The following is a 24,484-nucleotide window of genomic DNA, read 5'->3' as shown; positions in this document are numbered from 1 at the left end:
GTCACGTCGTTCACGCAAGTCCTGGAGCCACGGCGGCCGTGTCCGGAACGGGCGCGCTACGGCTTCGGTGTCCGGGCGGCCCCCTCCCCCGGTTTCAGGGCGCGGTCGACCAGGGGGCCGGCGAGGCCGGTGTAGGCGGACGGGGCGAGCAGGGCGGCCGCTTCGGTGCGGGTGAGGACGCCGGCGAGCTGGGGAAGTTCGGCGAGGGCGTCGGCGAGGGGACGGCCGGTCGTGGCGGCGACCAGGGAGGCCTGGGTGACCAGTTCCTTGGCGGCCGCCTTGCCGATGCGCGGGGCGAGGACGGCGGAGACCCGTTCGGAGACGAGCTGTCCGCCGGTCGCCTCCAGGTTGGCGCGCATGCGCTGCGGGTGGACGCGCAGGCCGCGGGCGAGTTCGACGGCCGTGTGCGCGGCGCCGCCGGTGAGCCGCAGCACCTCGCGCAGCGGCTGCCACTCGGCGTGCCACACCCCGGCCGAGCGCTCGTCCTCGGCCGGCAGGCACTGCATCAGCACGGTGGCCAGGGCGGGCACCTGGAGGGCGGCGGAGCGGATCAGGGTGGCGAGCACCGGGTTGCGTTTGTGCGGCATCGCCGAGGAGGCGCCCCGTCCGGCGACGGAGGGTTCGGTGACCTCGCCGATCTCGGTGCGGGTCAGGACCAGCACGTCCGCGGCGATCTTGCCGAGTGCCCCGGCGGTGTGGGCGAGCGTGCCCGCCAGGTCGGCGACCGGGGTGCGCAGGGCGTGCCAGGGCAGAACGGGTTCCGCGAGGCCCGTCTCGGCGGCGAAGGCGGCGCCGAGTCCGTCGAGCACGGTGGCGGGGTCGGCGTCCTCACCGGCGTACTGGAGGTAGCCGGCGAGGGTGCCGGCGGCTCCGCCGAGTGCCACCGGCAGCCCGTCGCGGACCCGTTCGAGGCGCTCGGCCGCGTCCAGGACGAGCTGCCGCCAGCCGGCCGCCTTGAGCCCGAAGGTGGTGGGTACGGCGTGCAGGGCGAGGGTGCGGCCCGCCATCACGGTGTCGCGGTGCTCGGCCGCGAGGCCGCCGAACGCGTCGGCGGTGGTGCGCAGGTCGGCCGTGATCAGGTCCAGGGCGCGCCGGGCGACCAGCATCGCGCCGGTGTCGAACACGTCCTGGCTGGTGGAGCCGCGGTGGACGTACTCGGCGGCCTGCGGTGAGCGGGCCGCGACCACCGCGGTCAGGGCCTTGACGAGGCCCACGACCGGGTTGGCGGTCTCCCGTGCGGCAAGGGCGAGTTCGCGTACGTCGAGCAGGTCCGCGCGGGCGGCGGCCGTGATGGCCTCGGCCGCCCGCGCGGGTACCGTGCCGCAGCGGGCCTGGGCTCGTGCCAGGCCCGCCTCCGCGTCGAGCATCGCCTGGAGCCACGCGCTGTCGCCGACGGCCGCCTCGACGGGGGTGCCCGCCCGGACCGGGGAGAGCAGCCCCGCGTCCAGGTGGGCGGGCAGGGCCGAGGGGGCCGGCGCCTCGTGCGTCATGCGTCCGCCCTCGCGCTCGTGATCGCCGCGGCCAGCTGCTGCGGTACGGCGACCCGCTCGGGGCCCGCCTCGGCGACGGCCAGGACGGCCGCCGCGATGGCGTCGGAGTCCTCCAGCGTGACCGAGCCGACGCCCGGCCGGATGCCGGCGGCGGTCACCCAGTGCACGGACTCGGTGGGCACGCCGTAGGCGAAGCGCCGCGGGTGCGGCACGTCCTGGGCGTCGATCAGGTGGTAGGGCCGCTCCGTCACGGCGAGGCCGCCGGTCTCGTGGCCCGCGCCGCCGGTGCCGGTCCGCCCGGCGGGGATGCGGTAGGGGCGGCACTGCCCGGTGCGCAGCATCCGTCTCATCAGCGGGTCGGCGGTGCGCCGCAGGTCGATCTCGGGCAGCCGGGCCTCGACGAGGGCGGTGGCGCGTACGCGTACGCCCGCTATCGCGCTGGAGGTGCCGGTGAAGCAGGGGCCCTGCGGGTCGTGCGGGTCGGCGGTGACGTCCAGGCCGGGGCCGGTCACCTCGAGGACGCCCGCGTCGATGAGCGCGGTCATCTCCTCGATGCGGGAGGCGGGCGGGCCGATGGACAGATACGCGTTGAGGGGGGTGTACCAGCGGTCGAGGTGGTCGCGGTGGGAGTCGGCGGTCAGTCCGGCGTGGTCGACGGCGAGCCGCAGTTCGTTGCGCAGGTCGCGCAGGACGTCGAGGGCGGCCTTGACCGGCCCGCTGACGTTGCCCTGGCGGGCCAGGCGGACGTCGTCGGCCAGGTGGCCGCGCAGCCAGTCGCGGAACGCGGCGAGGTCCTCGAAGACGCGGTCGCCGTAGGGGCGGGCGACGCGCTCCCAGTCCCAGCGGTCGGCCGGGGCGATGCCGGCCTCGTCGAGGAGGGCGTCCTCGGCCGGGCCCGGTTCGGCGTGCAGATACCGCTCGGTGAACTCCTCGCAAGCCGGTGCGCTGTCGCCGCGCGAGGCGAGCAGGGCGCCGTAGTAGACCCCGCACACCTCCTTGGAGATCAGCGGCCACAGGTCGGCGGCGAAGTCGATGGCCTCGCTGCGGGCGTCGCGGGCGCGCAGGGCGGCGATGTAGCCGGTGGTGAGCAGCCGCGGGTGGTAGCGGCCGTGGGCGCCCTTCTCGTTCTCGCCGCGTGCCTGGTAGGGCACTCCGCGCCGGGAGCCCGCGTACATGCGCGGTTCACGGCCGGAGGGCCGGTAGACCAGGCGGCCGTCGACGCGGGTGTAGACGCCGCCGCGGCCCTGGGTGAACAGGGCCATGTAGTCGAAGAAGTTGAGCCCGAGCCCGCGCAGCAGCACGCTCTCGCCGGGCCGGACGGAGCTGAGGTCGGCGTCCGCCGGGTTGGCGGGCGGCTGGTAGGTGAGCCCGTGCCGGTCGGCGTAGGCGGCCAGGTCCCGCTCGGTGTCGGACAGCTCGGCGGGGACGTGTCCCTGGGCGAGGACGACGGCGGACAGGCCGGTGAGCCGGGTGCCGTCCTCCAGGGTGACGGTCTGCGGTCCCGTGTGCCCGGCGCCCGCGTCCTCGAGGGCGACGGCCCGCACCGGGTGGGTGCGTACGGTCACGTGCGCTGCGGCGTTCGCGACGACCTGCTGGAACGCCCAGGTCAGATAGCAGCCGTAGAGAGCGCGGGTGGGGTAGGTGTCGGGTCCGAGCCGACGCGCCTCGGCGAGGATCTCCTCGTCGTGGTCGACGTCCGGGCCGACGGTCTCCAGCGACCTCGACTCCAGGGCCTTGGCCCACTGGTGCAGGCTGGGGCCCTCTTCCAGCGGACCGTCGATGCGGACGCTGGCGTCGGTGTAGACCGTCACCTGGGAGGCGACGGTGTTCATCAGCAGGTGCCGGGACTGCGTGGGGCGCCACACCCGTCCCGAGCCCGGCGGATCGGGGTCGACGACATGCACGGTGACCGTCTGCCAGCGGGGTGACTTCCGCTCCTGCGCACACAGCCGTTCCAGTACGGAAAGGCCGCGGGGACCGGCTCCGACGATGCACAGCCGAAGATGGGCGCCGTCGGTGTCACCGGTCGGCAGGGGGGATTCCCGGGCGTCCGGTTGTCCGGGTGATGACGGGTCACTCGGGGAAAAATGTGCGGCCGCCCTAACGAGCGGCCCTGCGGTGAGTTCGACGCGTTTTGTGCGTTCGCCACCGTGCGTACCGTCCACAGTGCCTCCTTCCTCCGCCACCGTCGGGGCATCACCTCAACCAAGACTCGTTTCCGGGTGGAAGCCGACTTGAGAGGCCTGGACGAGCGGGCGGGAAGGCGGCCGCCGCTGTGCGGCCGAGCCCCGAACGATGCTGTATCGGGGCTCGAGTGACTGCTCGGTATGTTCTGGACTGGTCTTCTCGCGGGTCTCGTGCAGCCTTACCGACCAGGGCACTGGTGAGGAATGTGGAGTTCCCGTAAACGCGATCGATCAAGAGCAGGAACGCAGTAGGCAGCTGTCGCAATCGACACGGGAATTCCATGCGAATTACAGCGGGTTGCGAGGGCGAGCCGCCTCATGAAGGAGCTTGGATGAAGGTTCACCCATGCCCTAGAAGCCACACCCAGGAAAACTGTGCCGCCGACGGGTCCCACCTCTGCGCTTCCTGTGTCAAGGAAGTGGAACGCAACCTGCGCGCGCTGCCCGTCCTCCACCAGGAGTGCCTGCACCGCGCGACGTCGTCGCCCAGGCGGACCAACCCGACCAGGGTGTCGGGCAGCCGCACACGGGATCACCTGGATGTGTCGGCGCTCGACGCCCGGCTGAACATCCTCACCGTTCTGGAATCATGGGCGGGCATGGTCGCGGAAAAGCTGGAAACGGCCGCTCCGTCGCGTTCTGTTCCCCAGCTGGCACATTTTCTGACCCGGCATCTTCCCTGGCTCGCGGCACAGCCGCCGGCCGCCGACTTCGTCAACGAGATCCACGGTCTCGTCGGCGAACTGCGCCAGGTGATCGACCCCGAACCGGCCGAACGGCACACGCTTCTCAGGAAGTGCGTCGTCGACAACTGCAACGGAACCATCAGCGCCGCGCCGAAAAGCGGAACGGCCACTGGAGCAGGAAGCCTCAAGTGCTCCTCCGGCCATTCCTGGGAAATGCGCGAGTGGCTCGTGCTCAGGGAACTGATGAAACAGCAGCGAGAGGGTGTCCACGCATGATCAGGCCTCCGCGCCACCAGCTCGTCGACACGAAGGTGGCCGCACTCGCCGTCGGCGTCTCCGAGGCGACCATCCGCAAGTGGGTCAGCCGGGGGAAGATCACCCGCTACGGCGCCCCGCACTGCCGTTCGGCTTTCGACATCGAGGAGCTCACCGCGATCGCGATGCGCCGTCAGCACTGAGCCGCCGCAGGGCCGTACGCACACATCTCTCCATATCTCGACGCACCAGGGCCGGACCGCCACAGACGAGGCGGCGCCGGCCCTGGTGCGTCGAGCGGTGTTCCCGCAGCTCATCCCGTTGGAGTGACCCAGGTCACGTTCACCGGGGTTGGCGCGGAGTCGTCCCCGTGTCACTATCGAGCGACGTCTACCCTGCCCGAAAACGGCTACAGGGCAGCGGATCGCGTGTCGTACCCGCCGGTCCAGCACGACGGACCCGGTCCAAGTGCGTACGACACCAGCCTCCTTCCAAGCAAGCACCCGCGCAGCAGCGCGGGTGCTTTTTCGTCGTGCCCGCGCGCTGCCGGCATGCCGAGCGATCCCAATGACCAGGCGAACTCGATGAAGACAAAGGGGAGCTGAGTGCGTTGACTCTACCGACCTCAGTGGAGGGGGTATCCGGAAGCCGCCGCTGGGCACGATCGGTCGGCATCGGTCGCGCCCACGCGAAGGCCATCCTGCTGGGAGAGCACGCGGTGGTCTACGGAGCCCCGGCACTCGCTCTGCCGATCCCCCAGCTCACCGTCACGGCGACGGCCGGCTGGTCCTCCCACGCCTCCGACGGCGAGGACGACCTGTCCTACACGATGACCGGCTCCCCCTCGCGGGCACTGGTGACGCAGGCCTCCGACAGCCTGCGCCGCCTGGTCGACGCGTTCAAGGAGAGCCTGGGCGTGCCCGGCGGGCCGCACCTCGACGTGATCCTCGACGGCGGTGTCCCGCCCGGACGGGGCCTCGGCTCCAGCGCGGCGACCTCACGCGCGATCGTCCTCGCCCTCGCCGACCTGTTCGGCCGCGAGCTGACCGAGAACCGGGCGTTCGAACTGGTCCAGACGGCCGAGAACATGGCGCACGGACGGGCCAGCGGCGTCGACGCCCGGGCCGTCGGATCGCCCGGCCCCCTGCGGTTCCAGGCAGGCGAGGTCCGGCAGCTGAGCATCGGCTGCGACGGGCTGTTCCTCGTCGCCGACTCCGGCACCTCGGGCAGCACCAAGGAGGCCGTGGAGATGCTGCGCGACAGCTTCCACGCACGCTCCGGGGCGCAGGACGCGTTCGTGGACCGGGCGACGGAGCTGACCGAGGCGGCCGAGCAGGCGCTCGCCGAGGGCAGGGCCGAGGAGCTCGGCGCCCGTCTCGTCGACTACCACGAGCTGATGCGCTCGGCCGGGCTGAGCACCGACCGCATCGACGCCATGGTCGGGGCCGCGCTCGACGCGGGCAGCCTCGGCGCCAAGATCACCGGCGGCGGTCTCGGCGGCTGCGTGATCGCACTGACCCAGCCGGAGCAGGCCCGGGAGGTCACCCGGCGACTGCACGAGGCCGGCGCCGCACAGACCTGGGCCGTACCGCTGAAGGGGCTCGACAAGCATGCTGTATGAACACCCGGCGACCGCGGTCCGGCCGCGGGAGCAGGACACCGCAGGCGGGGCCACCGCGGTCGCGCACCCGAACATCGCGCTGATCAAGTACTGGGGCAAGCGGGACGAGCGGCTGTTCCTGCCGCGCACCCCCAGCCTGTCCCTGACCCTCGACATCTTCCCCACGACCACCCGAGTCGAGCTCGCTCCCGGGGCCGGGCAGGACGAGGTGACGTTCAACGGGGTGCCCGCCACCGGTGAGGCGCTGCGGCGCATCTCGGCCTTCCTGGACCTGGTGCGCGAGCGCGCGGGCAGCGGCGAGCGGGCCGTCGTGGACACCCGCAACACCGTGCCCACCGGCGCCGGACTCGCCTCCTCCGCCAGCGGGTTCGCCGCCCTGGCCGTCGCCGCCGCCTCGGCCTACGGGCTGGGCTACGACGCCACGGCGCTGTCCCGGCTGGCCCGGCGCGGCTCCGGCTCGGCGTCCCGGTCGCTGTTCGGCGGCTTCGCCCAGTGGAACGCGGGCGTGGACACCGGCTCCGACGAGGAGGCCGACCTCAGCTCCCACGCCGAGCCCGTGCCCGCGGCGGATCTCGACCCGGCGCTGGTCATCGCCGTGGTCAACGCGGGCCCCAAGGACGTCTCCAGCCGTACCGCGATGCGCCGGACCGTCGACACCTCGCCGCTGTACGAGCCGTGGGCCGCCTCCAGCCTGGACGACCTGACGGTGATGCGGTCGGCGCTGCTGCGCGGCGACCTGGCCTCGGTCGGCGAGATCGCGGAGCGCAACGCGCTCGGCATGCACGCCACGATGCTCGCGGCACGCCCCGCGGTGCGCTACCTCGCCCCGGCCTCGCTGACCGTGCTCGACGCCGTCCTCCAGCTGCGCAGGGACGGCGTCCTCGCCTACGCGACCATGGACGCCGGCCCCAACGTGAAGGTGCTCTGCCGCCGCGCGGACGCCGAGCAGGTGGCCGAGGCGGTGCGCGCGGCCGCCCAGGGCGGCGCGGTGCACATCGCCGGTCCGGGCCCGGGCGCCCGCCTGCTGGACGAGGCCGGATGACGATGACCGAACAGACAGCGGTCGAACGGACAGTGGCCGAGCAGACGGTGGCCGGGCGGACCGTGGTCCGCCACGCGCCGGGCAAGCTGTTCGTGGCGGGCGAGTACGCGGTGGTGGAACCCGGCGCCCCGGCGATCCTGGTGGCGGTCGACCGGCACATCACGGTCGCCGTGACCGGCTCGGCCGGCGCCGATGTGGTGATCACCTCCGACCTCGGCGCCCGCAGAGTGCCCTGGCGCTGGTACGAGGGCCGGCTCGTCCCCCGCGCACTGGACGACGAGCACGGGGCGCGCCGCGCGCTGGCCCATGTCGTGGCGGCGGTCGAGACCGTGGCGCGACTGCTGGCCGAACGGGGCCTGCCGGTGCCCGCGCTGGACATCACCATCACCTCCCGGCTGCACGAGGACGGCAGGAAGTACGGCCTCGGCTCCAGCGGCGCGGTGACCGTCGCGACCGTCGACGCCGTGGCCGCCTTCTGCGGACTGGAACTGCCCGCCGGCGACCGGTTCCGGCTGGCCCTGCTCGCCTCGGCCCGACTCGACCCCAAGGGCTCCGGCGGCGACCTGGCCGCCTCCACCTTCGGCGGCTGGATCTCCTACCAGTCGCCCGACCGGGAGTTCGTCCTCGACCTGGCCCGGCGGCTGGGCGTCGAGCGGACGCTGCGCGCCCCCTGGCCGGGGCACGAGGTGCGCCGCCTGAGGGCACCGGAGGGCCTCTCACTCCAGGTGGGCTGGACCGGGGAACCAGCCTCCACCGGGACGATGGTCTCCGGCCTGCACCGCCGGACCTGGCGGGGCAGCGACTCCCACCACCGGTTCGTCAGGACCAGCACCGACCTGGTGCACGCCTGCGTCGAGGCCCTACAGGGCAGCGACCGCGAGGGACTGCTGCACCAGATCCGCCGGGCCCGCCAGGAACTGGCACGCCTCGACGACGAGGTCGGTCTCGGCATCTTCACCCCCGAGCTGACCTCCCTGTGCGAGGCCGCCGAGGCCGTCGGCGGCGCGGCCAAGCCCTCCGGGGCGGGAGGCGGCGACTGCGGCATCGCCCTGCTGGACGCCGAGGCGTCGCGGGACATCTCAGAAGTACGGCAACGGTGGGCCGCGGCCGGGGTGCTGCCCCTGCCTGTCCGTCCCGCCCTGGAAGGGATCGAGGAATGAGCGGTTCACGCAAGGACGACCACGTCCGGCTCGCCATGGAGCAGCACCAGGTGTCCCGCGCGGGCAACCAGTTCGACGAGGTGTCGTTCGTCCACCACGCCCTCGCCGGCATCGACCGGCCGGACGTGACGCTGGGCACGAGCTTCGCCGGCATCGCCTGGCAGGTGCCGATCTACATCAACGCGATGACCGGCGGCAGCGAGAAGACCGGCATCATCAACCGGGACCTGGCCATCGCCGCCCGCGAGACCGGGGTGCCCATCGCGTCGGGCTCGATGAACGCCTACCTCAAGGACCCCTCGTGCGCGGGCACGTTCAGTGTGCTGCGCGAGGAGAACCCGGACGGGTTCGTCCTGGCGAACATCAACGCGACGACCTCGGTCGACAACGCGCGGCGCGCCATCGACCTCATCGCGGCGAACGCCCTGCAGATCCACGTCAACACCGCCCAGGAGACACCGATGCCGGAGGGCGACCGGTCGTTCTCCGACTGGGGCCCGCAGATCGAGCGGATCGTCGCGGCCGTCGACGTGCCCGTCATCGTCAAGGAGGTCGGCAACGGACTGAGCCGGCAGACCGTCCTGACGCTGCAGAACCTGGGCGTGCGGGTGGCCGACCTGTCCGGCCGCGGCGGCACCGACTTCGCCCGCATCGAGAACGGCCGGCGCGAGCTCGCCGAGTACGCCTTCATGCACGGCTGGGGCCAGTCCACCGCCGCCTGCCTGCTGGACGCGCAGGACGTCGGCATCCCGGTGCTGGCCTCCGGCGGTGTGCGCCACCCGCTCGACGTGGCCCGCGCGCTGGCGCTCGGCGCCTCCGCGGTCGGCGCCTCGGCGGGCTTCCTGCACACCCTGCTCGACGGCGGTGTGCCGGCACTGGTCGCGAAGATCACCACCTGGCTGGACCAGCTGGCCGCCCTGCAGACCATGCTCGGCGCCCGCACCCCGGCCGACCTGACGCACTGCGACCTGCTGATCCACGGCACCCTGCGCGAGTTCTGCGCCGACCGGGGCATCGACACGCGGCGACTGGCCCAGCGGTCCAGCTCCATCGACGCCCTGCACGAGATGACGACGGGAAGCACACGATGACTGACACGCACGCGATCGCCGGAGTCCCGATGAGGTGGGTGGGACCCCTTCGTATCTCCGGCAACGTCGCCGAGACCGAGACGCACGTGCCGCTCGCCACCTACGAGTCGCCGCTGTGGCCCTCGGTGGGCCGCGGCGCGAAGGTCTCCCGGCTGGCGGAGAAGGGCATCGTCGCGACCCTCGTCGACGAGCGGATGACCCGCTCGGTCATCGTCGAGGCGAGGGACGCGCACACCGCGTTCGCCGCCGCGCAGAGCATCCACGCGCGCATCGACGAGCTGCGCGAGGTGGTGCGCGGGTGCAGCCGGTTCGCCCAGCTGATCAGCATCAAGCACGAGATCAACGCGAACCTGCTGTTCATCCGCTTCGAGTTCACCACCGGCGACGCATCCGGCCACAACATGGCGACGCTCGCCTCCGACGTGCTGCTGAAGCACCTGCTGGACACCGTCCCGGGCATCTCCTACGGCTCGATCTCCGGCAACTACTGCACGGACAAGAAGGCCACCGCCATCAACGGCATCCTCGGCCGCGGCAAGAACGTGGTCACCGAGCTGCTCGTGCCGCGCGACGTGGTGACCGACGTGCTGCACACGACCGCCGCGAAGATCGTCGAGCTGAACATCCGCAAGAACCTGCTCGGCACCCTGCTCGCCGGCGGCATCCGCTCGGCCAACGCCCACTTCGCCAACATGCTGCTCGGCTTCTACCTGGCCACCGGCCAGGACGCGGCCAACATCATCGAGGGCTCGCAGGGCGTCGTCATGGCCGAGGACCGAGACGGCGACCTCTACTTCGCCTGCACCCTGCCGAACCTGATCGTCGGCACGGTCGGCAACGGCAAGGGTCTCGGCTTCGTCGAGACGAACCTCGCCCGGCTCGGCTGCAAGGACGACCGCGCCCCGGGGGAGAACGCCCGTCGGCTCGCCGTCCTCGCGGCCGCCACGGTGCTGTGCGGCGAGCTCTCGCTGCTCGCGGCGCAGACGAACCCGGGTGAGCTGATGCGCGCGCACGTCCAGCTGGAACGCGACAACAAGACTGAGAAGGTTGGTGTTTAGGGCATGGCCACCGAGTCCCCGATCGGGATACACGATCTGTCGTTCGCGACCACCGAGTTCGTCCTGTCGCACGAGGAGCTCGCCGCGTACAACGGCACGGAGATCGGCAAGTACCACGTCGGCATCGGCCAGCGGTCGATGAGCGTGCCCGCCGCCGACGAGGACATCGTCACCCTCGGCGCCGCCGCCGCCGCGCCGATCGTCGCCCGGCACGGCAGCGACCGCATCCGCACGGTCGTGTTCGCCACCGAGTCCTCCATCGACCAGGCCAAGTCGGCCGGCGTGTACGTCCACTCCCTGCTCGGGCTGCCCTCAGCCTGCCGGGTCGTGGAGCTCAAGCAGGCCTGCTACGGCGCCACGGCGGCCCTTCAGTTCGCGATCGGCCTGGTCCGGCGCGACCCCTCCCAGCAGGTCCTGGTCGTCGCCAGCGACGTCTCCAAGTACGCGCTGGACAGCCCGGGCGAGGCCACCCAGGGCGCGGCCGCGGTGGCCATGCTGGTCGCCGCCGACCCGGCCCTGGTGCGCATCGAGGACCCGTCGGGCGTGTTCACCGCCGACGTCATGGACTTCTGGCGGCCGAACTACCTCAGCACCGCCCTGGTGGACGGCCAGGAGTCCATCTCCGCCTACCTCCAGGCCGTGGAGGGCACCTGGAAGGACTACAGCGAGCAGGGCGGCCGTCCGCTGGAGGACTTCGCCGCGTTCTGCTACCACCAGCCCTTCACCAAGATGGCCTACAAGGCCCACCGTCACCTGCTGAACTACTGCGGCCGCGACACCGACAAGGACGTCATCGAGTCCGACCTCGGCAGGACCACGGCGTACAACGCGGTCATCGGCAACAGCTACACCGCCTCGGTGTACCTGGGTCTGGCCGCGCTGCTGGACCAGGCGGAGGACCTGACCGAGCGGGCCGTCGGCTTCCTCAGCTACGGCTCCGGCTCCGTCGCCGAGTTCTTCGCCGGCACGGTCGTCCCCGGCTACAAGGAGCACCTGCGCACGGACGCCAACCGTGAGGCCATCGACCGGCGCAAGCCCGTCGACTACGCGGGCTACCGCGAGCTGCACGAGCACTCCTTCCCCACCGACGGCAGCGACCAGGCCAACCCGGCGCAGACCTCCGGCCCGTTCCGGCTGGCCGGGATCAGCGACCACAAGCGGCTCTACGAGACCCGCTGAGCAGCACGTCCGTGAGCGCGCGGGGAGCCCGTCGTCACGAGGGCTCCCCGCGCGCGGTCCGCAGTACCGCAGCCAACGCAGACAACAACGTGAGGGGAGGGCACGCTCAATGAGCGACGTCATGAAGGACATCAGGATCATCGGCACGGGTGCCTACGTGCCGGACCGGATCGTCTCCAACGACGAGGTCGGCGCGCCGGCCGGGGTGGACGGCGAGTGGATCGCGCGCAAGACGGCGATCCTCGAGCGCCGCTGGGCCGCCCCCGGCCAGGCCACCTCGGACCTGGCGACGGCCGCCGGCCTCGCCGCGCTGAAGTCCGCGGGCATCACACCCGAGCAGCTGTCGGTGATCGCGGTGGCCACGTCCACCCCCGACCGGCCGCAGCCGCCCACTGCGGCCTACGTCCAGCGCAACCTGGGCGCGGCCGGCACGGCGGCGTTCGACGTCAACGCGGTCTGCTCCGGCACGGTGTTCGCGCTGTCCGCGGTCGGCAGCACACTGCTGCGGCGCGGCGGCTACGCGCTCGTCATCGGCGCCGACGTCTACTCGCGCATCCTGGACCCGGCCGACCGCAGGACGGTCGTGCTGTTCGGCGACGGGGCCGGGGCGATGGTGCTCGCGCCCACCACCGAGGGCCCGAAGGTTCGGCATGTCGCCCTGCACACCTTCGGCGACCTGTCGGGCCTGATCGAGGTGCCCGGGGGAGGCAGCCGGCAGCCGCTGGACGCCGCGGGCCTCGACGCGGGCCTTCAGTACTTCGCGATGGACGGGCGCGAGGTGCGCCGCTTCGTCGTCGAGCAGCTCCCTCAGCTGGTCAAGGGCTTCCTGCACGAGGCGGGCGTCGAGCCCGGCGACATCAGCCACTTCGTGCCGCACCAGGCGAACGGGGTCATGCTCGACGCCGTCGTCGAGGACCTCGGCCTGTACCGGTCCACCATGCACAAGACGCTGACGCGCTACGGCAACACCGGTGCCGCCTCCATCCCGATCACCCTGGACGCGGCCGTCCGGCGGGGCGCCTTCAAGAAGGGTGAGCTGATCCTGATGGCCGGCTTCGGCGGTGGCATGGCGGCGAGCTTCGCGCTCGTCGAGTGGTGACCTCAAGGGGCGCCGGAGAGGCCGTATCGGCAGCTGGAAGCCTGCTCAAGAGGCGGTGGTGGGAACGGGCGACGCCGCTCACGGCGACATACTCTCCCTTTTCGTGCTCCATTCGGTAGCCACCGCCACATGAGCGACACCGCCCCCATCAGCTTCGGCGAGAAGGATTCAGCACATGATCGGCAACCTGAAGCCCCTGGAGCTCCTCCTCATCATCGCGGTCATCGCGCTGCTCTTCGGCGCCAAGAAGCTTCCCGACATGGCCCGTTCACTCGGGAAGTCGGCCCGCATCCTCAAGAGCGAGGCCAGGGCCATGAAGAAGGACGGCGAGAGCGCGCAGGCCCCGCAGGCCCCCGCCGACGCCGCCCCGCAGACCGCGCCGCGCACCATCGCGGCCGCGCCGGGTGACGTCCAGGGCGCCCGTCCGCTGACCGAGCCGAACCACAGCGTCCAGAGCTGACACCCCGCCGGCGCCGCCGCACGAGACGGAGGAATCCGGGGTGTTGATCACCGCCCGCAAGCAGGAGAAGCAGGACACCGGGACGAACGGCACGAACGACGCCGAGGGGCGGATGTCCCTCGGGGAACACCTGCGAGAACTGCGCAACCGCCTGCTGAAGTCCGTCGTGGGGATCCTGGTCGTCACGATCGTCGCCGCCGTCTTCTACAAGGACCTGATCGACTTCCTGCTGAGACCGATCCTGGACTCCGTGGGCTGTGAGGGCGGCTCGCTGAAGCAGGCGGACACCGAGGGCTGCGCCGACATGACCGTCAACGGCCTCATCGCGCCCTTCTCCATCGCGCTGAAGGTCTCGCTCATGTCCGGGGTGGTCCTCGCCTCGCCGATCTGGCTCTACCAGCTGTGGGCGTTCCTCGCCCCCGGCCTGCACGCCCATGAGCGCAGGTACGCGCTGAGCTTCGTCGGCGCCGGAGTGCCGCTGTTCCTCGGCGGTGCCGTCCTCGCCTACCTGATCCTTCCGCAGACCGCGAGCGTGCTGCTGGACTTCACTCCGGACAGCACCAAGAACCTGCTCCCGGTCGACGACTACCTCGACCTGATCACTCGCATGGTGATCGTCTTCGGGCTCGCCTTCGAGCTCCCGCTGCTGCTGGTGCTGCTCAACCTCACCGGAGCGCTGAGCGGCAGGCGTCTGGCCGGCTGGTGGCGCGGCATGGTCATGGGCATCACCGTCTTCTCCGCGATCGCGACACCGACCGGTGACCCGCTGACCATGCTGACGCTGGCCGTGCCGATCACGCTCCTGTACCTCGTCGCGCTGTGCTTCTGCCTGCTCAACGACAGGCGCCGCGCCCGCAACGATCCCGACGCCGGGCTCGGCGACGACGAGGCGTCCTCGCTCGACCTCACCCCGGGGAGCATCGGCGACTCCGCGGACGTCACCTGACGGACGTCTCCACCGCGCAGGTCGCCCTTCGGCTGCCGCACCTGGGCCACGACGAGGTCGTCACCGCCTCCTGATCCGTTCCATGGCGCTCGCGTCGTACGACAGCCACAGTTCGTGGGCGAGCCGCAGTTCCGCCTCCGAGAGCGGGGTGTTCCCGCACAGCCGCTCGGGGTGGGCGGGCGGCGGTCCGCACCGGGTGTGGCGGGCGAAGAGGTCTTCCAGGTGCGCGGCCGACATGGACGCGGAGACCTCGCGGTAGACGGACGGGCTGCACTGGGTCGCCCCGAACAGCACCATGGACCGCCAGAGCGGTCGCAGGACGTGGAGGGTCAGCGCGTGCCGTGCGGCGCGCGACATCCGTCTCATGGCTGCCCCTTCCGTCCCTCGCTCGCGACCGTCTCCACAGACTGACAAGGCCTGCTAGCGGCTCGGTCGAGAAATTCCGGGGCTCGGATCCGGCCCCGCCGGGGCGTCAGTCGATGCCGCGCACGAGATGGGGCTCCCAGGCGTCGTCCTCGTCGACCCCGGCCAGGCGGAGCGGCGGGGTGTGGAACAGGGAGAGGTCCGCGTTCTCCCAGGACGCTCTGCCGTCCTCCTCCTCGGAGTCGTACATCTGATCCTCCTGCCCGTCGGCCCGGTCGGGCGTACCTGTATCCCGGCAACCATGCCGAAGAACGGTCGGGGAGTACTCGAGGGCGGATGGGAGAAGGGTGGAGGGCCGTCGTCCGTATCACTCGAACCAGCGGTCGGCCCGGGTCCGTCCGCCAGTCCGTCGTTCGGCGTCAGGCCGTCAGGTGGGCGTCAGGCCGGCGGTTCGGTGGCCGTGCGCAGGGCGTCGGCGAGGGCGCGGGCCCGCTCCCAGCCGTCGGCCGCGGCGTCGGCCAGCACCACCCGCGGCGGGCGGCCGCCGTGGGCGGCGACGCGGCGGGCGATCTCGCACGCGGACGTGCCGGACCCGGAGAAGCCGGCGAGCAGCACGGTCCGGTCCAGGCCGAGCGCCGCCACGTCGGACCAGGCGCTCTCGGCGTCGGACGTCAGCACGAGCAGCTCCTGCGGCCCCGGATAGGTGTGGGCGAGCAGGTCGTAGCAGCTGCCGGGCTCGCCCGGCGGGGTGACCAGGCAGATCGCGCCCGCCTCCGACTCGCGGGCCGCGCGCAGGGTGACCAGCGCGGAGTCCCGGCCCGCCGTGGCGGCCTCGGCCCGGCCCGGCCCGGCGCTGTCCTCGAGCAGTTTCAGGGCCTCGCCCACGGTGGTGTACTCGCCCGCCGACAGCGGCAGCGCCCGCAGCAGCAGGGCGCTCTGGGCGAGCACCTCGGCGGCCGACTCCTCGCTGAGCACGGCCCGGTCGTGCACGGCCGTGAGCACCAGGCCGCCCGCGTTGTCGTGATGGGCGAGCAGTCCGACGGGGAGCACCGAGCGGGCCGGCAGGGTGCCCGGGAACTCGGCGTGGATGCCGTGCGCGGCGAGCTCGGCGGTGAGGCCGTCCAGCGGATGCGGCGGGTCCTCGAAGACGATGACGGTGTCGGCGCCGCCGCCTCCGCCCCAGGTCCGGATCCAGTCGGCCGGCACCCATTCGTAGGCGGCGATGTCCAGGGCCAGATCGCGCAGCTGCCGCAGCAGTTGGGGCACGGTGCCAGCCGGGTCCACCTGGACGGACATCGGCAGGTGGTTGCGCAGCGGCCCCGGCATCCGGGCCACGCCGTCCAGCGGGATGCCCCGCCCCGACACGGTCACCGCGAAGGCGACCGGAGCGGGGCCCTCGGCGCCGGAGGACCAGTAGAGCAGCATCGCCCACACGGCCTGGAGCACGCTGGACTCGGCGGTGCCCCAGGTGCCCGCCCAGCGGGTGAGCCGGCTGGTGTCGAGGGGGTCCAGGCGCAGTCTGGCCCGGCCGATGCCGGTCAGCCCGGTGGACCGGCCGGGCCTTGCCGCCGTGGGCTCCGGCGGTGCGCTGCGCGTCCAGAACCCGCGGGCGGGCTCCAGGTCCTGGGCGGCCACCCAGGCGGTGTAGTCGCGCAGGTCGGGGCGGCGTTCCCCGCCTGGCAGGGTGCCGCCCGCGAGATAGGCGCTGTAGAACTCGCGCAGCAGGATGTGCGCGCTCCAGGTGTCGAGCAGGGCACGGTGGTAGGTGATCAGGATCCGTGTGGGGACGACGGCCCCGACGGGCTCGGTCTGTTCGGTCTCCAGCAGGGTCAGGCGCAGGGCTCCGGGGCGATGCAGGTCGAAGCCGCGCAGCCGGTCGCGTTCCAGCAGGGCGGACCAGTCGCCCTCGTGCAGGATCTGGCGGGTGACTTCGGGCACGACCTTGTCGTGCACCACGAGCATCGGCTCGGCGTCACGGGTGAACGCGGTGCGCAGAATCGTTTCGCAATCGAAGACGGACTGCCAGGAGGCGGTGAAACGACGGGTGTCGAGCGGGCCGTGCCAGACCCAGACGAGCTGCTCGACGTGGCGCTCGGTGCCGGGATGGGCGTCTCCGCCGGTGTAGAGCGCGGACTGCTGCGGGGTGGCCCGGAAGGCGGGTGGGAAGGGCGTCGCGGGCGTGGCGGCCAGTTCCTCCAGCAGCTCCCGCAGCAGCCGCGCCAGGTCGGCGACGGAGGCGTCGGTGATGCCGGCCTCGGCGTCGGGCACCCAGTCGAGCGCGATCCGCAGCCGGTCGTCGACGAGCTGGACCCTCACCTCGACGCGGTGCGCGGGCCCGGCCGACACGGTGCCGGGCAGGGGCCGGGCGGTGTCGGGCAGCATCTCGCCGGGGGCCTGAAGGGTCAGACAGGCCAGGGCGGGCGGCAGTTCGCGCAGTGTGCGGCGCAGCAGGGGGTCGGGGCTCCACTCCCGGCAGGCCCCGAAGCCCGCGCCGCCCTCGGCCCGGCCGGCGCAGGCGGCCAGCGGCCCGGCCAGCGCGGTCAGCCGGTCGAGCAGGCCGGGGTTGCCGCACGTCACCATGAGCTGGACGGGGTACGGCTCCGTCAGTCGGCCCACCTGACGCCGCAGGCCCTGCCGTCCGGCCCGCGGGTCGCTGCGTACGTCGAAGCCGACGTCGTCCGAGCCCTGCCATTGGGCCAGCGCCAGCGCGAACGCCCCGGCCAGCACCTGCCCGGCGCTGAGCGCCAGCCGCCGGGCCAGGCCGTGTGTGATGCGCTCGGTGGCGTCCTCGTCCAGGAGGAAGTGGCTGTGGTGGGCGGAGCGGGACATCGGGGCGGGCCCGGTGGCGGCGGGCCCGGTGGCGGCGGCCTCCGCGACCGCGGCCTCGGGGGGCACGTCCTCAGCCGGCACGGCCTCGGTGACGATGGCCCCGGCCGGCACGCTCTCCGCGTACCGGGCTACTGTCGCGGCGTCGTCCCGCAGCGCCTCCGTCCAGCGGGCCCTGCGCTCGGCGACCTGGTTCCAGTGCTGGGCCTCGGAGGAGTCGCGGGCCAGTTCGCGCAGTTCGGTGACCCAGTCGGCGAGGTCGTCCGGTGCGTCGGGCGCGGGCGGGGGCACGTCGGTCAGGGCCCCGGTCAGCCCGTCGAGGAGAACGCGCCAGGACGCGGCGTCCACGGCGAGCGGATGAACGAGCACGGCGATCCGGTCGGCGCGCTGCCCGGCCCGGCGGCGGTCCCTGGCCAGCAGGACCCTCAGCTGGACCCCGGCGTACTCGTCGAGCGTGCGGGCGGTCGCCTCGAGCAGGGCGTCGAACCCGGCCTCGTCGGAGAACTCCCCCTCCGCCACGACCTGCTGGAGCGCGGCTCCCTGTCCCGGCTCGTCGACGAGCCAGCCGTCCGTCGTGTTCAGGCGGCCGCGCAGCTGGGGATGGGCGGCGACCACGACACATACCGCCGCGCGCAGCGCGTCCGCTGCCGGTACCGGCGCCATGTCGAGCAGCACGGCCTCGTAGCCGTGCCCCGTGTGCCGCGCGAGGGCGGTGCGCTGGGCCGGGGTCAGCGGGCGGGCGGCGGCCTCGGACGGTTCGGTGAGCCGGTCGGCGATACGGCCGGTCACCGCAGCGGCGGGCGCCTCCCGCGACTGCGTGAACCGCAGCGTGTGGTGCTCGGGGCCGTGCCGGAACAGCTGGCGCCCCTCGGTCGGCAGGTGTTCGTCCAGGAGGCTGTGCAGCACGGCCGTGTCCAGCGACCCGTGCAGCTCCAGATCCCACGGGGTCGTGTACGGAGGGGAGCCGGGGTCGACGATCACGGAGACCGGCGTGTGCGCAAAGCGGTGCACGGTCACGGAATCCGGGCCACGCTGCCTCTCCCCCATGAACGGCTCTCCCCCTCCGCACCTGCCTCTGGTCCACGACGGTCAGACTCAGCACGCTAACGGCCGCCTCGGCCCGGGGTCCGTTTTCCCAAGTGGGTGTGCAGCGGTGCCCGAGCGGCGCCCTAGAACGGCGGCCGGAGGGGGATGGCAGAGGGGCGGGTCAGGTGGCGTCCACGTCGAACGGAACGGGCTTCTTCTCCAGCGAGGTGGCCTCGGAGGGAGCGGGCGCCGTGCTGTAGTCCGACGTAGTGCCGCGAGCCGACGCGGGGTCGTCGGTCCGCACCGCCTCGGTGACGTCGGCCGGCTCCTTGCCCGGGTCGAGCTCCTTGCTGAGGTCGAGCTCCTTGCTGAGGTCGAACTCCTTGCGTACGTCGAGGCTGTCGCGTATCTCCTTCAGCCCCAGGTCGTCGTTGCCCAGCTGCTTGCGGATGAACGTCTTCGGATTGAGGTCCTCGAACTCGAAGTCCTTGTACTCGGGGCCGAGTCCGTCGCGGATCTCCTGCTTGGCGGAGTCGGTGACCGAGCGGAACCTGCGGACGAGTGCCGTCACGTCCTGGATGACCTTCGGCAGCTTGTCCGGGCCGAAGACGAGCATGGCAAGGATGCCCAGCGTCACCAGTTCGAGCACGCCTATGTCGTTGAACACTTGCAGCTCCTTGCCGTGTGTTCGGACCAGCCACGGTACTTGGCACCCCACCGGGCACCGCCGGTGCTTCCTGCGGGCCTCGACCCGTCCGCTAGCGGCCCGGCAGCAAGGCCGTCACGGCAGCTGCGCGGTGCTCCGCGCATGCTCCCTGGCGAGGGTGAGCATCGTCAGGGAGTTCTGGCCGAGCACCTCCCGCACATGCCGACGGGCCTCCCCCAGACCGGCGCCCTCGCCGAGCACCGCGGTGATGTCCTCCTCGCGCAGCACGACACTGTGCCGCACGGTGACGGTCGTGCCCGTCTCGTCCGGTACGACGGACCACTCCGCGGTGTGCGCGGCCAGCAGTGCGGGGTTGGTGATCTGCTTGCAGATGATGCGGCCCGCGTGCGGGAAGCAGATGCGCATCGACTCGGTGTCGTGGGTGCCGTACTCGGTCACCGTCTCCATCGCGATGCGCTGTACGCCGGGCGCCTCCTCGGTGAGGTCGACCCGGGCGACGTACGGCACGAGGCCGGGCCAGTCCCCGGCCCGGTAGAGGAAGTCGTAGACCGCCTCGGCCGGTCCGTCGATGCGCTTCGAGTCCTCGAAGGTCAGGGTCAGTTCGTCCAGCCGGGACCACTGCTCGGCGACACTCTTCAGTTCGGCGAGCTGCGTACGGCTGTTGCGCCGGGCAGCAAGTTCCAGCCACGACACATCGAGGCCTTCGGCGTTCTTGAACTCGACGCCCAGCTCCACCACGGTGTCGCGCGGGCCCACGCTCCGTACGCTCATCACGCCGCCCAGCACGGCCTGAAAGGACGAGGGCAGTTCCTGTTCGAAGTCGATGCGCCGTTCCACCGGGTCCAGGCGGCGCGCCGAGATCCATGACTGGAGCTGTCCGGCCATGAGGGCCCACACGCGTATGCGTTCCTGCTCGCCGTCGAACTCGAGACTCTCCACATGAATGTTCGGAGAGAAATAGAGCGGCCACTTCGATGTATCGGCGATCAGCGCGTAGACCACGCCGGCGGGCGCGGCCACATGTATGTTGCGCTTCACCCCTCCCACACGCTCAACAGACATCTGCACACCTCTCTCTTGACCTTGCCCGATCGAGTCGCGAACAGAATTCAGACGACGGCATGAAAACCGCTGGAGCGCGAACGGAACACGGGTCGAGCGATGTGATCCTCGGGTTTATGAACCGCAGACACGGGAATCACGGGACACGCAATTCGGACTGAGCCGCACATATATGCAGCCGTGGGCCGTCAGCCCACGGGGGTGAACTCCCGGGCGACCCTGCGGGTGACCCGGCAGGCCCGGCCGAGGAGCCGGGGCAACCACTGGTCACGCAGCGGGAAAGGGCCAGCCGGGACGGTCCGCAGCCAGGCCGGCCCGGCCGTCCACCGGCTCCAGCCGTCGTCGGCCGCCGGCAAGAGGTCGTCCTCGACGGTGACGACGAGCAGCGGGGTGGTCAGCGGCCCGGCCGGCGAGTGCCTGTGGGCCGCCTCGCGCAGGGCTTGGGCGAGCTCCAGATCGGCGCGCAGATCCGGCAGCACGGCCCGCAGGAAGATGCCTTCGTCGCTGGTGGACGGCACAGAACCGTTTCCGCTCAGAATGCGCAGCAGCTCGGCGTCCGACACACCGCGGACGTCGGGCAGTCCGGAGGGGGCGTGCGGCGGCGGGCAGGCACCGACGGCGAGCAGCGCCGGACCCGGCAGGCCTTCCTCGTGCAGGGCACGCGCCACGGTGTACGCGGCGAGCGCGCCGAGGCCGTGCCCGTAGAAGACGTACGGAGCGGGGTCCGGGCCGGTGAACCGGGGCAGCACGTCGGCGAGCAGCGCCTCACGGGTGGCCGGCCGGGACGCGGTCCGTCGCCGCGCGGAGCCCGGCAGCGGGACCGGGACGGGCTCGACACCGGGACCGACGCTCGCGGCCCAGCCGTCGAAGGCGGTGACGCCCTCGGCGGAGTGGGCGAAGCAGTGGAGTCGCACTGGCTGTTCGTCCGGCATGGCACCCTCCTCGACCACCGCCTCTGAGCCCACAAGGCGGAGTTCGAGGATCGCGGGACCGTCTCGAGCACCGCTCGAGACGGGGCCGAGAAGCCCGGCCCGGTCCGCACACCGGCCCGGTGACCCGGCCGGACCGCGATCGGACGAGGAGTGCGGCCGGAACCGACAGCCCCCGAGCCTGCCGGGTGCCGCGCGGCGGCAGGCGCGAACGCGCCGGCCAGAGCCTTCTCACGGATCTCCGTGGAGGAAGGACCCTAGGCCGCGTACCGGTCGAAGGTGGAGCCGCGGCGCGGTCCGGCCACCACGTCGAGCTCGGGGTCCACGGCGAGCATGGCCTGATGCAGGCGCTGGAGCTGGGGCGAGGGTTCCACGCCGAGCTCCGAGATCAGACCCTCGCGCAGCTTGCGGTACACGTCCAGGGCGGAGGCCTGCCGCCCGGACCGGTAGAGCGCCACCATCGCCTGGGCGTGCAGGCCCTCGTGCTGCGGGTGGCGTGCGATCAGGTCGGTGAGCTCGGCTATGAGTTCGGCATGCCGGCCGAGCCGCAGATCGGCGTCGATCCGCCGCTCGACGGTCACCAGCCGCGACTCCTCCAGGCGCATGACCTCGATCTCCAGGACCGGACCGAGGCGTACGTCCACCAGGGCCGGTCCCTGCCACAGGGCGAGCGCCTGACGGAAGCAGCGGGCGGCCCGCTCGTCGTCGCCCGCCTCGAACGCCTCCTGGCCTTCCGAGACGAGCCGTTCATAGGTGTGCACATCGACCGATTCCGGTGGTATCTGCAACACGTAGCCGCCGTGCCGGGTCGCCAGAACGTTCTTGGCCGCGCCCGGCGCGTCGGGTCCCATCGCGGTACCGAGGCAGCGGCGCAGCTGCATGATGTACGTCTGCAACGTTGTCATAGCACTTTGCGGGAGGTCGGTTCCCCAGATCTCCTCCATCAGCGTCGAAACGGGCATGACCCGGCTCGGATACAGCGCGAGCAGGGCAAGAATCTGCCGGGGCTTCCCAGCAGTCGGAACGATCGATCCCCCGTTCACGGCGGCGCACAGCGGACCCAATACCTGAATCTCCATGGTTCCCTCCGTTCGTCGTCGAGCATCCCCCGATGGCGGAAAGTCGTCGGGCGAACTTGCACGCTAGCCGCACCCACAGCGGAGGAATCGATTCCTTCAGCGGCGCTTGAGCAATTCTCAAATAAAATACAAAACGAGCAAAGTCGCGCCAAAGAGGAAAGAAAGAGAAACCAAGGATCCAGTGACGTCGGACCAGCCAAAAACCGGTTGTGAACCCGGATGTGAGCGCCTACCCACTCACTCTCGAATATCCCTGGAAGCGCACTCGATCACCCCGGCCCGGGCAACTCATCGGGCCCGGAGGTGAGAATCAGCCGCTGGATCCGGCGCAGTTCCGCCGCCGGTTCCAGCCCGAGATCGCGCACGAGCGTGGTGCGCAGCCGCCGGTAGGCCTCCAGGGCCTCGCTGCGCCGCCCGGAGCGCTCCAGGGCGAGCATGTACTGGCCGCAGAGGGACTCGTGCGTCGGGTAGCGGTTGACCAGAACGGTGAGCTCGGCAACCAGCTCGCGATGCCGGCCGAGCCGCAGATCCGCCTCGATACGACGGTCGAGGGCGCACAGCCGGGCCTCCTCCAGCTGTTCGGCCGCCTCCTGAAGCCGTCGGCCGGCCCGCACGTCGGCGAAGGCCGGCCCGGTCCACAGCTCCAGGGCCTCTCGCAGCCCCCGTGCCGCGCCCGCGAAGTCCCCGTCCTCCATGGCCCGGTACCCCGCCTGCGTCAGGCTCTCGAACGCCCGCACATCGTCGGCGCCGCCGGCGCTGTCGAGGAGGTAGCCGCCCGGCGTGGTCACCAGGACGTCCTTGGCCGTGCGCGGCGGGGCGTCACCCGACCCGCCCTGCTCCAGAGCGGCCGCTATGCGTTCGCGCAGCTGGAGCACATAGGTCTGGAGGGTGGTGCGGGCGCTGCGGGGCGGCTTGTCGCCCCACAGCTCCTCGGCGAGCCAGTCGGGGGCGACCACCTGCCCAGCGTGGAAGGCCAGCAGGGCGAGCACCTGCCGCGGCTTGCGCGCGGTGGGTACCACTGAGACGTCGTTCTCCCTGACGTCCAGGGCGCCCAGTACCTTGATGCTCACGGGTTATCCCCTGCCTCGGGCCGGTCGGGCGACCCAACCGGCGATGGTAAAATCAAACCGCACGGTCCGTATGTTTTAAGCTTCATCGCACCCACTGCCCTGCTACTGCTCAGGGAACCCGTGAAGGTACGGCCCCCGCAGGAGCGCGGAAGTGGGTGCCAGCGCGGGCGCCTGCGGCTGTGAGCCTCCCGACTGCAGCGCCTCCAGTTCCTGCTGGTCGGCGAGCCGGGGCAGCAGCAGCGCCCACAGCCCCGTGAGCCGCTGATGGGACAGCCAGGAGGCGTCCTCGCCGCCCAGCACCTCCAGACCCGCGGTGACGGCGACGATGACATGGGCCGCGTCCATCCAGGAGACCCCGTCGGCCAGCGAGCCACTGCCCTCCGCCCGCCGGAGGCTGTCCTCGACCCAGCGCTGCCACTCCGCCCGTAACGGGGACTTCGTCCGCCGTGCGACACCGCAGGCGAGCTCGAAGCCGCCCCGGACCACGACGTCCTGGACCAGGCAGCGAATCAGGTCGTGCGTCGCGTCCACCACGGCCTGCAAGGAGTCGCCGTGCCGGGCCCTCGCCACCTCGGTGAGCCGGCGTATGGCCGCGGCGGCCTCTTCCTCGACGGCGTCGGCGAGTGCGTTCTTGTTGGCGAAGTGGAAGTGCAGCGCCCCGTTGCTGACCCCTGCCCGTTTACTGATGGCGCCGAGCGACGCGGGGACGAAGCCCTCCTCGGCGAACACCTCAGCCGCGGCCTGGATCAGCGAACGCCGCGTACGAGCGGCTCGCTCCTGCTTGACCATGTGCTGTCTCCTGGGGCGAACGGGACGTCAAAGAAAGGGGATTGCCGTGGTCCCGAGACGGCATGGTGGGTTCCGTACCGTATGCCCAGAGTAACAAACCGCGTGCGCGGTTTCCATATCTCCCGGTTCTCCATGAGACCGGCTGCCAGCACGATCCCACTACAGCGCTCAAGATTCGCTTGAGACCACCTCACCGGGACCTGTCCCCTGACCGGAGAACGACTGAGGGGCCGCAACGTGGCGGCCCCTCAGTACGCGTCATGTCCCCGTTCCCCGGGGCTTCTTCCCCGCTCTACGGGGTCACCGGGTCACTTCACGGGTTCGGGTTCCGGGGTGTGTTCCTGTTCGGGGGTGCCGGTGGGGTCGGCGGGGGTCTTGACGGATTCGAGGAGGAGCTGGG

The 24,484-nt window shown here is 71.8% G+C and carries 22 protein-coding genes; 11 read left to right on the top strand and 11 right to left on the bottom strand.

Annotated elements, in window-relative coordinates; translation table 11 throughout:
• Positions 1-56: 56 nt before the first annotated feature.
• Positions 57-1,490, bottom strand: coding sequence for a 3-carboxy-cis,cis-muconate cycloisomerase (gene pcaB, locus ACFYR0_RS36220; RefSeq protein WP_389338112.1), 1,434 nt, complete (start codon positions 1,488-1,490; stop codon positions 57-59).
• On the bottom strand, positions 1,487-3,523 hold the full coding sequence (locus ACFYR0_RS36215) for an FAD/NAD(P)-binding protein (RefSeq protein ID WP_389338152.1): 2,037 nt from the start codon (positions 3,521-3,523) through the stop codon (positions 1,487-1,489). Before ACFYR0_RS36215 ends, pcaB begins: the two co-directional genes overlap by 4 nt.
• A gap of 572 nt (positions 3,524-4,095) precedes the next feature.
• Here ACFYR0_RS36215 and ACFYR0_RS36210 point away from each other — a divergent pair.
• The 11 genes from ACFYR0_RS36210 to tatC all read left to right on the top strand — a co-directional run bounded on the left by ACFYR0_RS36210 (position 4,096) and on the right by tatC (position 14,273).
• Entirely contained in the window at positions 4,096-4,638 is a 543-nt protein-coding gene (locus tag ACFYR0_RS36210; protein ID WP_389338109.1) for a hypothetical protein, read from the top strand.
• Positions 4,635-4,820 carry a hypothetical protein gene (locus ACFYR0_RS36205; RefSeq protein ID WP_386386848.1) on the top strand — a complete coding sequence of 62 codons (186 nt, stop codon included), beginning with the start codon at positions 4,635-4,637 and terminating at the stop codon, positions 4,818-4,820. The genes ACFYR0_RS36210 and ACFYR0_RS36205 overlap by 4 nt, the downstream gene beginning before the upstream one ends.
• Before the next feature lie 425 nt (positions 4,821-5,245).
• Complete coding sequence (mvk, locus tag ACFYR0_RS36200) at positions 5,246-6,238, top strand: mevalonate kinase (protein WP_389338106.1); 993 nt, start codon at positions 5,246-5,248, stop codon at positions 6,236-6,238.
• A complete protein-coding gene (mvaD, locus tag ACFYR0_RS36195; RefSeq protein ID WP_389338103.1) occupies positions 6,228-7,280 on the top strand; it encodes a diphosphomevalonate decarboxylase in 1,053 nt (350 codons plus the stop codon). The genes mvk and mvaD overlap by 11 nt, the downstream gene beginning before the upstream one ends.
• A gap of 2 nt (positions 7,281-7,282) precedes the next feature.
• Positions 7,283-8,440: a phosphomevalonate kinase gene (locus ACFYR0_RS36190; protein ID WP_389338100.1), complete on the top strand. Its 1,158-nt coding sequence runs from the start codon at positions 7,283-7,285 to the stop codon at positions 8,438-8,440.
• Positions 8,437-9,531, top strand: a complete 1,095-nt coding sequence (gene fni, locus ACFYR0_RS36185; RefSeq protein ID WP_389338097.1) for a type 2 isopentenyl-diphosphate Delta-isomerase — start codon at positions 8,437-8,439, stop codon at positions 9,529-9,531. Before ACFYR0_RS36190 ends, fni begins: the two co-directional genes overlap by 4 nt.
• Positions 9,528-10,589 (top strand): hydroxymethylglutaryl-CoA reductase, encoded by a 1,062-nt coding sequence (locus ACFYR0_RS36180; RefSeq protein WP_389338094.1) that lies wholly within the window; start codon positions 9,528-9,530, stop codon positions 10,587-10,589. The genes fni and ACFYR0_RS36180 overlap by 4 nt, the downstream gene beginning before the upstream one ends.
• 3 nt (positions 10,590-10,592) lie before the next feature.
• Positions 10,593-11,768, top strand: coding sequence for a hydroxymethylglutaryl-CoA synthase (locus ACFYR0_RS36175; RefSeq protein WP_389338091.1), 1,176 nt, complete (start codon positions 10,593-10,595; stop codon positions 11,766-11,768).
• A 109-nt stretch (positions 11,769-11,877) separates the two neighbouring features.
• The gene (locus ACFYR0_RS36170) at positions 11,878-12,867 is read left to right on the top strand and encodes a 3-oxoacyl-ACP synthase III family protein (protein ID WP_389338088.1); all 990 of its coding nucleotides are present in this window, start codon (positions 11,878-11,880) and stop codon (positions 12,865-12,867) included.
• 175 nt (positions 12,868-13,042) lie between these two features.
• Positions 13,043-13,327: a Sec-independent protein translocase subunit TatA gene (tatA, locus tag ACFYR0_RS36165; protein WP_389338085.1), complete on the top strand. Its 285-nt coding sequence runs from the start codon at positions 13,043-13,045 to the stop codon at positions 13,325-13,327.
• 40 nt (positions 13,328-13,367) lie between these two features.
• Positions 13,368-14,273 (top strand): twin-arginine translocase subunit TatC, encoded by a 906-nt coding sequence (gene tatC / locus ACFYR0_RS36160; RefSeq protein WP_389338082.1) that lies wholly within the window; start codon positions 13,368-13,370, stop codon positions 14,271-14,273.
• Positions 14,274-14,333: 60 nt separating this feature from the next.
• Here tatC and ACFYR0_RS36155 read toward each other — a convergent pair whose 3' ends face one another.
• From ACFYR0_RS36155 to ACFYR0_RS36115, 9 genes are all read right to left on the bottom strand, one after another.
• A complete protein-coding gene (locus ACFYR0_RS36155) occupies positions 14,334-14,639 on the bottom strand; it encodes a DUF6059 family protein (RefSeq protein WP_389338079.1) in 306 nt (101 codons plus the stop codon).
• Between the two features lie 106 nt (positions 14,640-14,745).
• A complete protein-coding gene (locus tag ACFYR0_RS36150) occupies positions 14,746-14,886 on the bottom strand; it encodes a hypothetical protein (protein WP_389338076.1) in 141 nt (46 codons plus the stop codon).
• A gap of 188 nt (positions 14,887-15,074) precedes the next feature.
• Positions 15,075-18,509 (bottom strand): condensation domain-containing protein, encoded by a 3,435-nt coding sequence (locus tag ACFYR0_RS36145; RefSeq protein WP_389338074.1) that lies wholly within the window; start codon positions 18,507-18,509, stop codon positions 15,075-15,077.
• A gap of 160 nt (positions 18,510-18,669) precedes the next feature.
• Entirely contained in the window at positions 18,670-19,155 is a 486-nt protein-coding gene (locus ACFYR0_RS36140) for a sec-independent translocase (RefSeq protein ID WP_389338071.1), read from the bottom strand.
• 114 nt (positions 19,156-19,269) lie between these two features.
• On the bottom strand, positions 19,270-20,193 hold the full coding sequence (locus tag ACFYR0_RS36135; protein ID WP_389338068.1) for an aromatase/cyclase: 924 nt from the start codon (positions 20,191-20,193) through the stop codon (positions 19,270-19,272).
• 212 nt (positions 20,194-20,405) lie between these two features.
• Entirely contained in the window at positions 20,406-21,149 is a 744-nt protein-coding gene (locus ACFYR0_RS36130; RefSeq protein ID WP_389338065.1) for a thioesterase II family protein, read from the bottom strand.
• A 254-nt stretch (positions 21,150-21,403) separates the two neighbouring features.
• On the bottom strand, positions 21,404-22,225 hold the full coding sequence (locus tag ACFYR0_RS36125; RefSeq protein WP_389338062.1) for a BTAD domain-containing putative transcriptional regulator: 822 nt from the start codon (positions 22,223-22,225) through the stop codon (positions 21,404-21,406).
• A 269-nt stretch (positions 22,226-22,494) separates the two neighbouring features.
• Positions 22,495-23,295: a BTAD domain-containing putative transcriptional regulator gene (locus tag ACFYR0_RS36120; protein WP_389338059.1), complete on the bottom strand. Its 801-nt coding sequence runs from the start codon at positions 23,293-23,295 to the stop codon at positions 22,495-22,497.
• 102 nt (positions 23,296-23,397) lie between these two features.
• On the bottom strand, positions 23,398-24,084 hold the full coding sequence (locus tag ACFYR0_RS36115; RefSeq protein WP_389338056.1) for a ScbR family autoregulator-binding transcription factor: 687 nt from the start codon (positions 24,082-24,084) through the stop codon (positions 23,398-23,400).
• Between the last annotated feature and the right edge of the window lie 400 nt (positions 24,085-24,484).

Source organism: Streptomyces sp. NPDC005017 (assembly GCF_042873115.1).
Taxonomy (GTDB): Bacteria; Actinomycetota; Actinomycetes; order Streptomycetales; family Streptomycetaceae; genus Streptomyces.
The sequence above is the reverse complement of the archived record's forward strand: the minus strand, read 5'-3'. Positions and strand labels throughout refer to the sequence as shown.

Excerpts from the sequence above, each read along its gene's own strand:
- ACFYR0_RS36130 (WP_389338065.1), bottom strand. The coding sequence starts at position 21,149 with ATGCCGGACGAACAGCCAGTGCGACTCCACTGCTTCGCCCACTCCGCC.
- ACFYR0_RS36150 (WP_389338076.1), bottom strand. The coding sequence starts at position 14,886 with ATGTACGACTCCGAGGAGGAGGACGGCAGAGCGTCCTGGGAGAACGCG.
- mvaD (WP_389338103.1), top strand. The coding sequence starts at position 6,228 with ATGCTGTATGAACACCCGGCGACCGCGGTCCGGCCGCGGGAGCAGGAC.
- ACFYR0_RS36155 (WP_389338079.1), bottom strand. The coding sequence starts at position 14,639 with ATGAGACGGATGTCGCGCGCCGCACGGCACGCGCTGACCCTCCACGTC.
- ACFYR0_RS36125 (WP_389338062.1), bottom strand. The coding sequence starts at position 22,225 with ATGGAGATTCAGGTATTGGGTCCGCTGTGCGCCGCCGTGAACGGGGGA.
- ACFYR0_RS36180 (WP_389338094.1), top strand. The coding sequence starts at position 9,528 with ATGACTGACACGCACGCGATCGCCGGAGTCCCGATGAGGTGGGTGGGA.
- pcaB (WP_389338112.1), bottom strand. The coding sequence starts at position 1,490 with ATGACGCACGAGGCGCCGGCCCCCTCGGCCCTGCCCGCCCACCTGGAC.
- ACFYR0_RS36190 (WP_389338100.1), top strand. The coding sequence starts at position 7,283 with ATGACCGAACAGACAGCGGTCGAACGGACAGTGGCCGAGCAGACGGTG.
- fni (WP_389338097.1), top strand. The coding sequence starts at position 8,437 with ATGAGCGGTTCACGCAAGGACGACCACGTCCGGCTCGCCATGGAGCAG.
- ACFYR0_RS36115 (WP_389338056.1), bottom strand. The coding sequence starts at position 24,084 with ATGGTCAAGCAGGAGCGAGCCGCTCGTACGCGGCGTTCGCTGATCCAG.
- ACFYR0_RS36170 (WP_389338088.1), top strand. The coding sequence starts at position 11,878 with ATGAGCGACGTCATGAAGGACATCAGGATCATCGGCACGGGTGCCTAC.
- ACFYR0_RS36175 (WP_389338091.1), top strand. The coding sequence starts at position 10,593 with ATGGCCACCGAGTCCCCGATCGGGATACACGATCTGTCGTTCGCGACC.
- ACFYR0_RS36205 (WP_386386848.1), top strand. The coding sequence starts at position 4,635 with ATGATCAGGCCTCCGCGCCACCAGCTCGTCGACACGAAGGTGGCCGCA.
- ACFYR0_RS36145 (WP_389338074.1), bottom strand. The coding sequence starts at position 18,509 with ATGGGGGAGAGGCAGCGTGGCCCGGATTCCGTGACCGTGCACCGCTTT.
- tatA (WP_389338085.1), top strand. The coding sequence starts at position 13,043 with ATGATCGGCAACCTGAAGCCCCTGGAGCTCCTCCTCATCATCGCGGTC.